At 69.2% G+C, this 14391-nt stretch carries 12 protein-coding genes and 1 pseudogene; 8 read left to right on the top strand and 5 right to left on the bottom strand.

Annotated elements, in window-relative coordinates:
• Positions 1 to 34 precede the first annotated feature (34 nt).
• Together gatB and MTAB308_RS04320 are read left to right on the top strand one after the other, a co-directional pair.
• Positions 35 to 1543 (top strand): Asp-tRNA(Asn)/Glu-tRNA(Gln) amidotransferase subunit GatB, encoded by a 1509-nt coding sequence (gene gatB, locus MTAB308_RS04325; RefSeq protein WP_077098289.1) that lies wholly within the window; start codon positions 35 to 37, stop codon positions 1541 to 1543.
• A gap of 97 nt (positions 1544 to 1640) precedes the next feature.
• Positions 1641 to 2180, top strand: coding sequence for a flavin reductase family protein (locus MTAB308_RS04320; RefSeq protein WP_077098910.1), 540 nt, complete (start codon positions 1641 to 1643; stop codon positions 2178 to 2180).
• Here MTAB308_RS04320 and MTAB308_RS04315 read toward each other — a convergent pair.
• Entirely contained in the window at positions 2177 to 3298 is a 1122-nt protein-coding gene (locus MTAB308_RS04315) for a PQQ-dependent sugar dehydrogenase (protein WP_077098287.1), read from the bottom strand. The two genes, MTAB308_RS04320 and MTAB308_RS04315, sit on opposite strands and share 4 nt — an antisense overlap.
• A 219-nt stretch (positions 3299 to 3517) precedes the next feature.
• On the opposite strand from MTAB308_RS04315, the gene MTAB308_RS04310 reads away from it, so the two are divergent.
• Positions 3518 to 4375, top strand: a complete 858-nt coding sequence (locus MTAB308_RS04310) for a DoxX family protein (protein WP_077098285.1) — start codon at positions 3518 to 3520, stop codon at positions 4373 to 4375.
• Between the two features lie 3 nt (positions 4376 to 4378).
• Here the strand turns inward: MTAB308_RS04310 and MTAB308_RS04305 are convergent, their stop codons facing one another.
• The gene (locus MTAB308_RS04305) at positions 4379 to 4717 is read right to left on the bottom strand and encodes a PH domain-containing protein (protein ID WP_077098909.1); all 339 of its coding nucleotides are present in this window, start codon (positions 4715 to 4717) and stop codon (positions 4379 to 4381) included.
• Between the two features lie 324 nt (positions 4718 to 5041).
• Between MTAB308_RS04305 and MTAB308_RS04300 the strand changes: the two genes are divergently transcribed.
• Genes MTAB308_RS04300 through ilvC form a run of 3 tightly spaced genes read left to right on the top strand, consistent with a single transcriptional unit; the run spans position 5042 to position 8446 of the window.
• Positions 5042 to 6910 (top strand): acetolactate synthase large subunit, encoded by a 1869-nt coding sequence (locus tag MTAB308_RS04300; protein ID WP_077098283.1) that lies wholly within the window; start codon positions 5042 to 5044, stop codon positions 6908 to 6910.
• Positions 6910 to 7410, top strand: coding sequence for an acetolactate synthase small subunit (gene ilvN, locus MTAB308_RS04295; protein WP_067009364.1), 501 nt, complete (start codon positions 6910 to 6912; stop codon positions 7408 to 7410). Before MTAB308_RS04300 ends, ilvN begins: the two co-directional genes overlap by 1 nt.
• A gap of 34 nt (positions 7411 to 7444) precedes the next feature.
• The gene (ilvC, locus tag MTAB308_RS04290; protein ID WP_077098281.1) at positions 7445 to 8446 is read left to right on the top strand and encodes a ketol-acid reductoisomerase; all 1002 of its coding nucleotides are present in this window, start codon (positions 7445 to 7447) and stop codon (positions 8444 to 8446) included.
• A 64-nt stretch (positions 8447 to 8510) separates the two neighbouring features.
• On the opposite strand, the gene wrbA is transcribed toward ilvC, so the two are convergent.
• Complete coding sequence (gene wrbA, locus MTAB308_RS04285) at positions 8511 to 9113, bottom strand: NAD(P)H:quinone oxidoreductase (protein ID WP_077098279.1); 603 nt, start codon at positions 9111 to 9113, stop codon at positions 8511 to 8513.
• A complete protein-coding gene (locus MTAB308_RS04280; RefSeq protein ID WP_077098277.1) occupies positions 9110 to 10540 on the bottom strand; it encodes a phytoene desaturase family protein in 1431 nt (476 codons plus the stop codon). The genes wrbA and MTAB308_RS04280 overlap by 4 nt, the downstream gene beginning before the upstream one ends.
• Positions 10541 to 10569: 29 nt before the next feature.
• Here MTAB308_RS04280 and serA point away from each other — a divergent pair, with 29 nt between their 5' ends.
• Entirely contained in the window at positions 10570 to 12156 is a 1587-nt protein-coding gene (gene serA, locus MTAB308_RS04275) for a phosphoglycerate dehydrogenase (RefSeq protein ID WP_077098275.1), read from the top strand.
• Entirely contained in the window at positions 12153 to 13163 is a 1011-nt protein-coding gene (locus MTAB308_RS04270; RefSeq protein WP_077098273.1) for a 3-isopropylmalate dehydrogenase, read from the top strand. Before serA ends, MTAB308_RS04270 begins: the two co-directional genes overlap by 4 nt.
• A gap of 133 nt (positions 13164 to 13296) precedes the next feature.
• Here MTAB308_RS04270 and MTAB308_RS04265 read toward each other — a convergent pair.
• Positions 13297 to 14310: pseudogene (locus tag MTAB308_RS04265) on the bottom strand (MFS transporter); the annotation flags it as partial.
• Positions 14311 to 14391 lie beyond the last annotated feature (81 nt).

The raw sequence follows: 14391 nt of genomic DNA, 5'->3' as shown, positions 1-14391 counted from the left end.
CAGGACGCCCTCGCACCCGATTAGGATCGACGGCATGAGTGTTGCCGCCGCCGAGCTGATGGAATACGACGAGGTCATCGCGCGCTTCGACCCGGTCCTCGGCCTCGAGGTGCATGTCGAGCTGTCCACCGTGACCAAGATGTTCTGCGGCTGCGCCACCACATTCGGCGGTGAACCCAACACCCAGGTCTGCCCGGTATGCCTCGGGCTGCCGGGTTCGCTCCCGGTGCTCAACCGGGCGGCGGTGGAATCGGCGATCCGAATCGGGCTGGCGCTGAATTGCGAGATCGTGCCCTGGTGCCGCTTCGCGCGGAAGAACTACTTCTATCCGGACATGCCGAAGAACTACCAGATTTCACAGTACGACGAGCCCATCGCCATCAACGGCTACCTGGATGCGCCGCTGGAAGACGGCAGCACCTGGCGGGTGGAGATCGAGCGGGCGCACATGGAAGAGGACACCGGCAAGCTGACCCACCTGGGCAGCGAAACCGGCCGCATCCACGGAGCGACGACGTCGCTGATCGACTACAACCGGGCCGGCGTTCCGCTGATCGAGATCGTCACCAAGCCGATCGTGGGGGCCGGCGCGCGGGCCCCGCAGATCGCCCGGGCCTACGTCACCGCGCTGCGAGACCTGTTGCGCGCGTTGGATGTATCCGACGTCCGGATGGATCAGGGCTCGATGCGTTGCGACGCCAACGTGTCACTGATGCCGAAGGGCACCACCGAGTTCGGCACCCGCACCGAAACCAAGAACGTCAACTCGCTCAAAAGCGTCGAGGTCGCCGTGCGCTACGAAATGCAGCGCCAGGGTGCCGTTCTGTCCTCCGGCGGCCGGATCACCCAGGAAACCAGGCACTTTCACGAATCCGGGTACACCAGCCCGGGCCGCACCAAGGAGACCGCCGAGGACTACCGCTATTTTCCCGAGCCCGACCTGGAGCCCGTCGCGCCCAGCCGCGAGCTCGTCGAGCGGTTGCGGCAGACCATCCCCGAGCTTCCGTGGTTGAGCCGCAAGCGGATCCAGGACGAGTGGCGCGTCTCCGACGAGGTGATGCGCGACCTCGTCAATGCCGGCGCCGTCGATCTGGTCATCCAGACCGTCAAGCACGGCGCGTCGAGCGAGGCCGCCCGCGCCTGGTGGGGAAACTTCTTGGTGCAGAAGGCCAATGAGGCGGGCGTCGAGTTGGACGAGCTGGCCATCGCCCCGGCCCAGGTCGCCGCGGTGATCGCGCTGGTCGACGAGGGCAGGCTGTCGAACAAGTTGGCCCGCCAGGTGGTCGAGGGCGTGCTCGCCGGGGAAGGCGAACCCGAGCAGGTGATGACCGCGCGCGGCCTGGCGCTGGTGCGCGACGATTCGGTGACGCAGGCCGCCGTCGACGAGGCGCTGGCCGCCAATCCCGATGTCGCCGAGAAGATCCGTGGCGGCAAGGTGGCCGCGGCCGGCGCGATCGTCGGCGCGGTGATGAAGGCCACCCGCGGACAGGCCGACGCGGCGCGGGTGCGCGAACTCGTCCTGACCGCCTGCGGGCAGGGCTGAGCGGCGCCGCGGCCGAGCGACCCGCGCGGAAATAGTGGGGGAAAGAGTGTTGTAAAGCGCCGTGCGGACCCATGATGGTCATGTGTTCGACGACCTGATGGCGATGCTGGACGGCCCGGTGTTCGTCGTAACCACCCAGACCGAGGGTCACCCGTCGGGTTGCCTGATCAGTTTCGCCACCCAAACCAGCGTGCGGCCCCCGAGCTTCATGGTGGTGATGCCGCGCAGCAGCGCCACGTGCGACGCGGCGCGCCGATCCGAGCACCTGGCGGTGCACGTGCTGGCCCAGCACCAAGTGGCCCTGGCCGAGCTGTTCGACGGCGAAACCGACGACGAGGCCGACAAATTCGCTCACTGCTCGTGGCGCGCCGGCCCCAACGAGATGCCGATCCTCGACGAGGCGATCGCGTGGTTCGTCGGGAGGATCGCGCACTGGATCGATATCGGCGATCACGTGGCCTACATCGTGGAACCCGTCGCCGGATGGGTCCCGGATGCCTACGAGGACGTGCTGTACCTTTCCGACCTCGACGACCTCGAGCCCGGCCACGAGGCGCCGGAGCGGTTCGTACTGCACAAGCCGGCCGCCGAGCCGCGCAAATACGGCATCAGGTTCACCCTCGACGGGCCCGTCTAGGTCTTGTCGTCGTTGTTCCGGGGGAAGCCGCCGCCCTGCGGGAATAGCGGGAACACCACGTCGTCGAGCTTCTCGGCGTCCCCGGCGGTCTTGTTGACCGTGGCGCCCCAGACGTTTCCGTCCGGCGACATCCGCAACGCCCACGCGTGGGCGTGGGTGTCCTTGCGGACGACGTCGGGCTCGCCGGTGACGGCGCCCGTCGACGGCGCGAGCCGCACCGCGACCGTCAGCTTGGTGTTGATCAGGTTCACCAGCACGGTCCCGTCCATCGCCGCGCAGCCGGCCACGCCCGGCTTGTCCGGCCAGGTCCACACCGTGGAGACCTCGGAGGTTTTGGTGATGCGCTGCAGGCGATCCGCGGTGGGGGTGCGGTCGGCGACGTACAGCGAGCCGTCGACGGGATCGATGCACATGCCGCCGCCGGAGCCGACGCCGGACAGCGCGGTCGTCGGCGGCGCCTGGCCGACGGTGGTCGGCTGCTCGATGCGCAGCACCTTGCCGGCGAGGGACTTGGGGTCGGCGGCCATCGCCGGGTTGCCGGCGTCGCCGGTCATCACGACCAGCGTGGTGGGGCTGGTGAAGATCAGGGCCCCGGTGTTTCCGGTGGCGCCCTTGGGGATCCCGGTCAGGATGTCCTTCGGGATGTCGCCGTCGGCCACCCGGATCACCCGATTGTCGGTGGGCGTGCTGATGTAGGCGTACATCAGCCGGTCTTGCTGATAGGTGGGCGACAGCACGATGTCCATCAGGCCGCCGTCACCGGACGGGTCGACCGGGATGACGGTCTTCACCTTCGGCTCGGCGTTGACGGAAATGTCCTTGACGGCGCCGGTGGTGCGCTCGGCGACCAACGCGGTTTTGCTGTCGGGGCCCATGATCAGGCCGCTGGTGCTCTCCAGGCAGCCCTGCATCACCCCCGGCGCGGGGCAGGCCTTGGGGAACGGCGTCGGCGGCAGCGGCGGTGGCGGGGGAGGCGTCGAGCTCGGCTGGGGCTTGAGTTCGGGGGCCGTCGTGAAGGGCTGGGACTGGGCGTCGTTGAACCGCGCGCAGCCGCTCGCGACGAGCAGCACAGCGGAGAGCGCGGCCACCGCGCCGCGAGCCGAGCCCCGTATCCGCATGTTCGACAGGCTACGGACTGTGCGCGCACCGCCGCCACACGCCCGCCCGTGTCCGGCTGCGCCAGCGCCGCCGGTGGAGCGCCGATTTGACCCTTTCCGCCGTCGCGGACGCGCGGGACGGCCATTTTGGACCGATTCGGGCCGATTTGGCGGACTTACCCGGCGAAAGCGCCGCTCAAATCCCCGATTCAGGCCCTTTTGCCCCTTACCCTGGCACCCGTGACCAGTCAATCGAATGACGCACCTTGGCAGCGTCCGGGCGATACCCCGGAGCCGATCCCCGGGCGCCCCGCCTCGGCGCGCCTGGTCGACCCCGAGGACGACCTGACGCCGGTCGGGTACCCGGGGGATTTCGGGACCACCACGGTCATCCCCTACCAGGACCCCAACCAACACGCCGGGCCGGGCGCCGGCGGATACCACCTGCTCGACCAGCAGGAACCCCTGCCGTACGTCCAGCCGGCCGCGGTGGCGCAGGCGGCACCGATCTCGGCCACCGAGCCGGCCCAGATCGACGCGGAGCCCGACGACGAGCGGCATCGCGAGGTCGGCAGGCGCGGCACCCAGCACCTGGGTTTGCTGGTGTTGCGGGTCGGGCTGGGCGTGGTGCTCGGGGCTCACGGGTTGCAGAAACTGTTCGGCTGGTGGGGCGGCGGCGGATTGACCGGGCTGAAGAATTCCCTCTCCGACGTCGGCTACCACCACGCCGACGTCCTCGCGTACGTGAGCGCGGGCGGTGAGATCGTGGCCGCCGTGCTGCTGATATTGGGGCTGTTCACCCCGATCGCCGCGGCGGGCGCGCTGGCGTTCCTGATCAACGAACTGCTGGCCACCGTGTCGGGCGGCTCCCGGTCACACGCCTTCTCGTACTTCCTGCCGCAGGGGCACGAATACCAGATCACCCTGATCGTCCTGGCCGCCGCGGTCGTGCTGTGCGGGCCGGGCCGCTACGGCCTCGACGCGAACCGAGGCTGGTCGCACCGGCCCTTCATCGGGTCGTTCGTCGCCCTGCTGGCCGGCATCGCCGCCGGTGTCGCGGTATGGGTGCTGCTCAACGGGGTCAACCCGATCGCCTGAGCCTCATCGGTAGGGATTGGGCACCCGTCCCGAGCTGGCCTCGGTCAGCTGCGGCAGCGTCGCGAAGCTGACGGCGGGCAAGCGCAGCTCCGCGCCGCTCGCGAGGCGGGCGCGCGCCCAGGACCCGCGGGAAAAGCGCAGCCCCTCGATCTCTTCCCAGCGCACCGTCCGGCTGCCGAACAGAGTCCGGACGGTCACGCCCTGCGCGTCGGCGACCGTGCGTAGCCGGATGATCAACGCGGACAACACCACCGGGATGATCAGCAGCGGCGCGCACACCGGCCAGGCCAGCACCGGTATCAGCAGGCCGAGGGTGAAGAATCCGACGGCGAAGTGGGCCATCGGCGACACCTTGATCACCACGGGGGAATCGGTAGCCACGGGAGCATCCTTTCACCGGCGGCCCGGGCCGCACACGAGACCCGGATTTGACTCCTGAGCTGTGCGAAGGCTACCGTCGGACGCTATGGATACCGCCGGAAAGCCCGGAATGCTCGTAGTACTTAGTCAGCGCGTTGGTGGCTGACCGGCTCTTCGGCATTTGAAGCTATCCAGCACCAACGCGCAACCCTCGTTCAGCGGCCGAGCTGACGGGGGTTTTTTCTTGCGCGGCAACGAGACATAACGACGAGCGTGAACAGACGGGACAAGAGGGCGAGGACGACAGTGAGCGCACCCACCAAGCCACAATCACCTAGGCCGCCTGACGCGGCCAGCGTCGCCACCGACGCCGTGAAACCCGCCGCAAGGACACCGGCGGCCCAACCGAAACGCGTTGGGCCCGAACAACTTACCGGTGCCCAGTCGGTGATCCGGTCGCTGGAGGAACTCGACGTCGAGGTGATCTTCGGCATTCCCGGCGGCGCCGTGCTGCCGGTGTACGACCCGCTGTTCGACTCGAAGAAGCTGCGCCACGTGCTGGTTCGCCACGAGCAGGGCGCCGGGCATGCGGCCAGCGGGTACGCGCACGCCACCGGCAAGGTCGGGGTCTGCATGGCGACCTCGGGTCCCGGCGCCACCAATCTGGTGACGCCGCTGGCCGACGCCCAGATGGACTCGATCCCCGTCGTCGCCATCACCGGTCAGGTCGGGCGCGGGCTGATCGGCACCGACGCCTTCCAGGAGGCCGACATCTCGGGCATCACGATGCCGATCACCAAGCACAACTTCCTGGTGCGTTCCGGCGACGACATCCCCCGGGTGCTGGCCGAGGCGTTCCACATCGCCGCCTCGGGCCGTCCCGGAGCGGTGCTCGTCGACATCCCCAAGGACGTGCTGCAGGGCCAGTGCACGTTCAGCTGGCCGCCCCGCATGGACCTGCCCGGCTACAAGCCGAACACCAAACCGCACAACCGGCAGGTCCGCGAGGCCGCCAAGCTGATCGCGACCGCGCACAAACCGGTGCTCTACGTCGGCGGCGGGGTCATCCGCGGCGAGGCGACCGAGCAGCTGCGCGAGCTGGCCGAGCTGACCGGCATCCCGGTGGTCACCACGCTGATGGCGCGCGGCGCGTTCCCGGACAGCCACCCGCAGAACCTGGGCATGCCCGGCATGCACGGCACCGTCGCGGCGGTGGCGGCGCTGCAGCGCAGCGACCTGCTGATCGCGCTGGGCACCCGCTTCGATGACCGGGTGACCGGACAGCTCGACTCCTTCGCCCCCGAGGCGAAGGTCATCCACGCCGACATCGACCCGGCCGAAATCGGCAAGAACCGGCACGCCGACGTGCCGATCGTCGGCGACGTCAAGGCCGTCATCACCGACCTCATCGCGATGCTGCGCCACCACGACATCCCGGGAAACATCGAGATGACCGACTGGTGGGCCTACTTGCACGGCGTCCAGTCCACCTACCCGCTGAGCTACGGCCCGCAGAGCGACGGCAGCCTGAGCCCGGAATACGTGATCGAGAAGCTGGGCGAGATCGCCGGCCCCGACGCCGTATACGTCGCCGGTGTCGGCCAGCACCAGATGTGGGCCGCGCAGTTCATCTCCTACGAAAAGCCGCGCACCTGGCTCAATTCCGGCGGTCTGGGCACCATGGGCTTCGCCATCCCGGCGGCCATGGGCGCCAAGATCGCCCGCCCCGACGCCGAGGTCTGGGCGATCGACGGCGACGGCTGCTTCCAGATGACCAACCAGGAGCTGGCGACGTGCGCCATCGAGGGTGCGCCGATCAAGGTGGCGCTGATCAACAACGGCAACCTGGGCATGGTGCGCCAGTGGCAGACGCTGTTCTACCAGGAGCGGTACTCGCAGACCGACCTGGCCACGCACTCGCACCGGATCCCGGACTTCGTGAAGCTGGCCGAGGCGCTTGGCTGCGTCGGATTGCGTTGCGAGCGTGCCGAAGACGTCGTCGACGTGATCAAGGCGGCGCGGGCGATCAACGACCGCCCGGTGGTGATCGACTTCATCGTCGGCGCCGACGCGCAGGTGTGGCCGATGGTGGCGGCCGGCACCAGCAACGACGAGATCCAGGCCGCCCGCGGGATCCGCCCGCTGTTCGACGACGAAAGCGAAGGGCACGCCTGATGCACACGCACACGCTGTCGGTGTTGGTGGAGGACAAGCCCGGCGTGCTCGCGCGCGTGGCGGCGCTGTTCTCCCGGCGCGGTTTCAACATCGAGTCGCTGGCCGTCGGCGCGACCGAACAAAAGGACATGTCGCGGATGACCATCGTGGTCTCCGCCGAGGAGACCCCGCTCGAGCAGATCACCAAGCAGCTCAACAAGCTGATCAACGTGATCAAGATCATCGAGCAGGACGACGACAACTCGGTGTCCCGGGAGTTGTCGCTGATCAAGGTGCGGGCCGACGCCGGCACCCGAAGCCAGGTCATCGAGGCGGTGAATCTGTTCCGCGCCAAGGTGATTGACGTGTCACCAGAATCGCTGACCATCGAGGCCACCGGTGACCGCGGCAAGATCGAGGCGTTCCTGCGCGTGCTGGAGCCGTTCGGCATCCGCGAAATCGCTCAATCCGGAATGGTGTCGCTATCCCGCGGTCCGCGCGGTATCGGCACGGCCAAATAGCAAAACAAGGAGAAAGTTCACCGTGGCACTAGAGATGTTCTACGACGACGACGCAGACCTGACGATCGTCCAGGGCCGCAAGGTCGGCGTCATCGGATACGGCAGCCAGGGGCACGCGCACTCGCTGAGCCTGCGCGACTCGGGCGTGCAGGTGCGCGTCGGGCTCAAGGAGGGTTCGAAGTCGCGGGCCAAGGTCGAGGAGCAGGGGCTGGAGGTCGACACCCCGGCTGAGGTCGCCAAGTGGGCCGACGTGATCATGCTGCTGGCCCCCGACACCGCTCAGGCCGACATCTTCAAGAACGACATCGAGCCCAACCTGAAGGCCGGCGACGCTTTGTTTTTCGGTCACGGGCTCAACATCCACTTCGACTTGATCAAGCCGCCAGCCGACGTCACGGTCGCGATGGTCGCCCCCAAGGGGCCCGGCCACCTGGTGCGCCGCCAGTTCGTCGACGGCAAGGGCGTGCCCTGCCTGATCGCCGTCGACCAGGACCCGACCGGTCAGGGCGAGGCCCTGGCCCTGTCGTACGCCAAGGCCATCGGCGGCACCCGGGCCGGCGTCATCAAGACGACCTTCAAGGACGAGACCGAGACCGACCTGTTCGGTGAGCAGGCCGTGTTGTGCGGCGGCACAGAGGAATTGGTGAAGGCCGGCTTCGACGTGATGGTCGAGGCGGGCTACCCGCCGGAGATGGCGTACTTCGAGGTGCTGCACGAGCTCAAGCTGATCGTCGACCTGATGTACGAGGGCGGCATCGCCCGGATGAACTACTCGGTGTCCGACACCGCCGAGTTCGGTGGCTACCTGTCCGGGCCCCGCGTCATCGACGCCGGCACCCGGGACCGGATGCGGGACATCCTGCGCGAGATTCAGGACGGCACCTTCGTCAAGAAGCTCGTCGCCAACATCGAGGGCGGCAACAAGCAGCTCGAGCAGCTGCGCAAGGAGAACGCCGAGCACCCCATCGAGGTCACCGGCAAGAAGCTGCGCGACCTGATGAGCTGGGTGGACCGCCCGATCACCGAGACGGCGTAGGGGTCAGCCGCCTGCCTCGAAACATAAACCGCTGCTACGGTTTTCGGCGTGTCGTCGCAAACGTTTATGTGTCGCGGAGGCGGCCGGCCGTTTCGACGACCCGGCGCGCCAGGTGGTCCAGCGCGTCCTGGGTCGCGTCGTCGAATTCGTGGATGTTGTCGTGGGTGGACACCAGGCTCACCCCGTACGGGTTGCCGTCGACGAACTTGATCGGGTCGGTGTAACCCGGCGGCGCGATGATGCCGCCGAAATGCATGATCGTGATGTACAGCGAGAGCAGGGTGGTCTCCTGACCGCCGTGCAGCGTGTTGGACGACGTGAACGCCGCGTACACCTTGTCGGCGAGCTTGCCCTGGGCCCACAGACCGCCCAGCGAGTCCAGGAAGGTGCGCAATTGCGCGGCCGGCGAGCCGAAGCGCGTCGGCGAGCCGAAGATCACCGCGTCGGCCCACACGACGTCGTCGCCGGTGGCCGCCGGGAGATCCTTGGTCGCTTCGTAGTTCGCGGTCCAGGCCGGGTTGTGGGCGAACGATTCCGGGTCGTGGGTTTCGGCGACGTGCCGCAGGCGCACTTCGGCGCCGGCCGACTCGGCCGCCGCGGCGACGCGCTGGGCCATCGAGGTGCCATGACCGGTGGCCGAGTAATAGATGATCGCGAGTTTGGTCATGGAGCCAGCCTAGGCATGCCGGTGATGCCGAATTCGCGGCGCAACAGCGTGCGGGCGGCATAGTAACCGGACATGCCGTGCACCCCGCCGCCCGGCGGGGTGGCCGCCGAGCACAGATAGACCTTGGGAACCGGTGTGCTCCAAGGGTTCAGGCGAGGCGTCGGGCCGGCGATCGCGCGCCAGGCGGAATTTGCGCCCATCCCGATGTCGCCGCCGACGTAGTTGGCGTTGTGGTCGGCCATCGCTGCGGCGGGCACGGCCCGGGCCGCCACCACGATGTCGCGGAACCCGGGCGCGAACCGCTCGACGATTCCGGTGACGGCCTCGGTCGCGTCGACGGTGGAGCCCGCCGGCACGTGGGCATAGGTCCAGAAGGGGCGCCGGCCGGCGCTGTCGATGCGGCCGGGGTCCGCGATGTGCGGCGAGGCGGCCAGCACCATCGGCCACTGGGCGTGCTGCCCGGCGGCGATGTCGGCCTCGGCCCGCGCCATCTGCTCGCGGGTGCCGCCGAGGTGCAGGGTCGGCGCCTGACCCAGCCGCGGGTCCGACCACGGGATGTCCTCGCTGAGCACGAAGTCCACCTTGGCGACGCCGGGACCAAACGTGTAGTGGCGCAACGCTTTGGCGTAGCGATCCGGAAGGGCGTTCCCGTAGATGCGCAGCAGCGCGGTCGGCGCCGTGTCGTAGGCGACGACGCCGCCGGGTGGTTCGGTGACTTCCGTGCCGGCCGTCAGTTCGCCGCCGTGCGCGCGCAAATCGACGATCAGCGCGTCGGTGATCGCCTGGCTGCCCCCGACCGGGATCGGCCAGCCGGCGGCATGGGCCAGCGTGGCCAGCATCAACCCGGCGCCCGAGGAGGTCAACGACGGCATCCGCGAAATCACATGCGCCGCAACGCCCGTGAACAGGGCGCGGGCGTCCTGGCCGGCGAGCAATCCCCACGCGGGCGTCCCCTGCGCCAGCATGCGCAGGCCCAGCTGCAGGGCCGGCGGCACCGAAGGGGGCAGCGACCGCTTGTCGCCGAGCAGCAATCCCACCACGGCGCCCGAATTCTCCACCAATGGGCCCAGCAGCCGCCGCCAGGACGCGCCGCGCTCCAGCTCCGCGCAGGTGCGCTCCAGATCCCGGTAGGCGATGGCGGCCGGGCGGCCCGGCAGCGGGTTGGCGTAGGAGATCTCCGGGACGGCCAGCCGCACGCCCCGCGCGGGCAGGTCGAACGCCGCGAAGAACGGGGATGCCAACGCCAGCGGGTGGACCGCCGAGCACACGTCGTGTGAGATTGCTGGGAATTCGTTGTCTGCGGCGGTGCGAGCGCCGCCGCCGAACGTCGGCTGCGCCTCGACGACCTGCACTTTCAGTCCCGCGCGGGCGCAGATGACGGCCGCGCTGAGGCCGTTGGGCCCGCTGCCGACGACGGTGACGTCCACCGGTCAATTACAGCCGATAGGCTGGCCGCGTGAATCTGCCTGTTGTACTCATTGCCGACAAACTCGCCGAATCAACCGTCGCCGCCCTGGGGGACCAGGTCGAGGTGCGCTGGGTCGACGGGCCCGACCGGCCGAAGCTGCTGGCGGCCGTGCCCGAGGCCGACGCGCTGCTGGTGCGATCGGCCACCACCGTCGACGCCGAGGTGCTGGCGGCCGCTCCCAAGCTGAAGATCGTGGCCCGCGCCGGGGTCGGCCTGGACAACGTCGACGTCGACGCCGCCACGGCGCGCGGGGTGCTGGTGGTCAACGCCCCCACGTCGAACATCCACAGCGCCGCCGAACACGCGATGGCGCTGCTCCTGTCCGCCGCGCGTGAGATCCCGGCGGCCGATGCCACGCTGCGCGAGCACACCTGGAAGCGGTCGAAGTTCTCCGGCACCGAAATTTTCGGCAAGACGGTCGGTGTCGTCGGGCTGGGCCGGATCGGGCAGTTGTTCGCGCAACGGATCGCGGCCTTCGGCACCCACGTGGTCGCCTACGACCCCTACGTGGCGCCGGCCCGGGCCGCGCAGCTCGGCATCGAGCTGCTGTCCCTGGACGACCTGCTGGGCCGCGCCGATTTCATCTCGGTGCATCTGCCGAAGACGCCGGAGACCGCCGGCCTGATCGACAAGGAGGCGCTGGCGAAGACCAAGCCGGGCGTCATCATCGTCAACGCGGCGCGCGGCGGCCTGGTGGACGAGGCGGCGCTGGCCGAAGCCGTGAACAGCGGGCATGTGCGCGCCGCCGGCCTCGACGTGTTCTCCAGCGAACCCTGCACCGACAGCCCGCTTTTCGAGCTGCCGCAGGTGGTGGTCACGCCGCACCTGGGGGCGTCGACCGCCGAAGCCCAGGACCGGGCCGGCACCGACGTCGCCGAGAGCGTGCGGCTGGCCCTGGCCGGTGAATTCGTTCCCGACGCGGTCAACGTCGGGGGCGGCGTGGTCAACGAGGAGGTGGCGCCCTGGCTGGACCTGGCGCGCAAGCTCGGCGTGCTGGTCGCCACGCTGTCCGACGGGCCGCCGGTGTCGTTGTCGGTGCAGGTGCGCGGCGAGCTCGCCGCCGAAGACGTTGAGGTGCTGAAGCTTTCGGCCCTGCGCGGGCTGTTCTCGGCCGTCGTCGAGGGCCCGGTGACGTTCGTCAACGCGCCGGCGCTGGCCGCCGAGCGCGGCGTTTCGGCCGAGATCTCGACGGCCTCGGAAAGCCCCAACTACCGCAGCGTGGTCGACGTGCGGGGCGTGGCCCACGACGGGACGACCGTCAACGTCGCCGGCACGCTGGCCGGGCCGCAGCAAGTGCAGAAGATCGTGCAGATCAACGGGCGCCACTTCGACCTGCGCGCCGAAGGCACCAACCTGATCGTCCACTACGTCGACCAGCCGGGGGCGTTGGGCAAGATCGGCACCCTGCTCGGTGGCGCCGGGGTGAACATCCACGCGGCCCAACTGTCCGAGGACGCCGAGGGCCCGTTCGCCACCATCCTGCTGCGAGTCGACCAGGACGTGCCGGAGGATGTGCGGTCGGCGATCGCGGCCGCGGTGAGCGCCAAGAAGCTCGAAGTGGTTGACCTGTCGTGAGACTCGCGGTGATCGGCGGCGACGGCATCGGGCCGGAGGTGGTGGCCGAGGCCGTCAAAGTCCTCGACGCGGTGGTGCCGGGGGTGGAAAAGACCGGCTACGACCTCGGCGCCCGCCGCTTCCATGCCACGGGCGAGTTGCTGCCGGACTCGGTGCTCGCCGAGTTGCGCGGGCACGACGCCATCCTGCTCGGAGCCGTCGGCGATCCCTCGGTGCCCAGCGGCGTGCTGGAGCGAGGGTTGTTGCTGCGCCTGCGTTTTGAGCTGGATCACCACGTGAACCTGCGGCCGGGTCGGCTGTATCCCGGGGTGAGCAGCCCGCTCGCGGGAAACCCCGAGATCGACTTCGTCGTGGTTCGCGAGGGCACCGAGGGGCCCTACACGGGCAACGGCGGCGCGATTCGCGCCGGGACGCCGCACGAAGTGGCCACCGAGGTCAGCCTGAACACCGCGTACGGCGTGCGGCGGGTGGTGCAGTACGCGTTCGAACGCGCCATGTTGCGCCGCAAGCACCTGACGCTGGTGCACAAGAACAACGTGCTGACGTTCGCGGGGAAGCTGTGGTCGCGGATCGTCGCCGAGGTCGGCGAGGAGTATCCCGACGTCGAGGTGGCCTACCAACACGTCGACGCGGCCACCATCTTCATGGTCACCGACCCCGGCCGCTTCGACGTGATCGTCACCGACAACCTGTTCGGCGACATCATCACCGACCTGTCCGCGGCGGTGTGCGGCGGAATTGGCTTGGCCGCCAGTGGAAACATCGACGCCACCCGGACCAACCCGTCGATGTTCGAGCCGGTGCACGGCAGCGCACCCGACATCGCCGGTCAGGGCATCGCGGATCCGACCGCGGCCATCATGTCGGTGGCGCTGCTGCTCGACCACCTCGGCGAGGACGAGGCCGCTGCCCGGGTGGACCGTGCCGTCGAGCATCATCTGGCAACTCGTGGGAACGAACGGCGCGCCACCGGCGAAGTCGGCGAACTGATCGCAGCCGCGCTCTAGATTCCAACCCGGGCGGCAACAACCGGATCGGCACCAACGGCACGGCCGCCAGGGGGAACAGCCCGCACAGCGCCCAGGCCGGCGGATACTTCGCCGCGCTGATCAGCACACCGAACAGCGGGGGACCGACGGCCGCCACCACCCGCTGGGTGGTGTTCTGGATGCCCAGCGCGCGCCCGCTCCAGAACGGCCCGGCGAATTCGGTGATGGCGGTCGCCTCCAGCCCGTTGTCCAGCACCGCGATCACCGAGATCGCGACCATCAGCGCGATGTCGAATCGCGAATCCACCAGGTCCGAAAGCGCCAGGAGGAAAAGGGTCAACGCGGCGGCCGCGGCGATGACGGCGACGGGTTGCATGCGTGAGCCGATGCGATCCGACCAGCGGCCGACCGCGATGCGCCCCGCCGCGCCGAGCAGCTGCGACAGGGTGACCAGACCGCCGGCCGCGGCGACCGACCAGTGGTGGTGGTTGACCAGCCACACCAGCATGAAGGTGACCGTCACCGTCTGCGGCATCATGAGCAGGCCCGCGACCGCGTGAATGCGCCACAGCACCGAGGATCCGCGATACGGGCTGGCCAGTTCGGATTCCGTGGCCGCCTCCCGGGATTTGCGCGGCGGGTTGACGACGCCGACCGCGGCGGCCACCGCCGCCGCGCTGCACACGAACGCCGGAAACATCAGCCCCGCGTGCGGGCCGCGCTCGGCCAGCTCGGGCATCACCAGCGCGCCCACGGCGATGCCCAGCGGTTGTGCGGTCTGGCGGATGCCCATCGCCAGGCCGCGCTGCTGCGGCGGGAACCACCCCGACACCAGTCGCCCCCCGGCGGCGTTGCAGCTTGCGGCGGCCATGCCACCCAGAAACAGGTAGATGGCGACCCACACCATCGAATGCACCGACGCCGCGCCGTAGGCCGCGGCCGCGGTCAGCGCGGAACCCGCGGTCAGCACGATCCGTTCGCCCACGCGGTCTAGGACGTAGCCCCACAGCACCAGGGTGACGACCATGCCCCAGCTGGGCATCGACGACAACAGACTCGCTTCGGTCAGCGCAATCCCGCGCCGGTCCTCGAGCGAGGGGATCAGGAAGGCGATGCCGTTGATGAAGAGGAAGGAACTGGCCGTCACGAACAGCGAGACGACCATCACCGTCCAGCGCGCTCCCGCGCTGAGCGTGGCGTCGCCCTTCGGCATCAATCCATGCTTGCACAGGGCCGACACCGGCCG

The sequence above is a fragment of the Mycobacterium terramassiliense genome (assembly GCF_900157385.1).
Classification (GTDB): domain Bacteria; phylum Actinomycetota; class Actinomycetes; order Mycobacteriales; family Mycobacteriaceae; genus Mycobacterium; species Mycobacterium terramassiliense.
This window is presented reverse-complemented; position numbering and strand designations above follow the sequence as displayed.

Excerpts from the sequence above, each read along its gene's own strand:
- gatB (WP_077098289.1), top strand. The coding sequence starts at position 35 with ATGAGTGTTGCCGCCGCCGAGCTGATGGAATACGACGAGGTCATCGCG.
- MTAB308_RS04320 (WP_077098910.1), top strand. The coding sequence starts at position 1,641 with ATGGCGATGCTGGACGGCCCGGTGTTCGTCGTAACCACCCAGACCGAG.
- MTAB308_RS04315 (WP_077098287.1), bottom strand. The coding sequence starts at position 3,298 with ATGCGGATACGGGGCTCGGCTCGCGGCGCGGTGGCCGCGCTCTCCGCT.
- MTAB308_RS04305 (WP_077098909.1), bottom strand. The coding sequence starts at position 4,717 with ATGGCCCACTTCGCCGTCGGATTCTTCACCCTCGGCCTGCTGATACCG.
- ilvN (WP_067009364.1), top strand. The coding sequence starts at position 6,910 with ATGCACACGCACACGCTGTCGGTGTTGGTGGAGGACAAGCCCGGCGTG.
- ilvC (WP_077098281.1), top strand. The coding sequence starts at position 7,445 with ATGTTCTACGACGACGACGCAGACCTGACGATCGTCCAGGGCCGCAAG.
- wrbA (WP_077098279.1), bottom strand. The coding sequence starts at position 9,113 with ATGACCAAACTCGCGATCATCTATTACTCGGCCACCGGTCATGGCACC.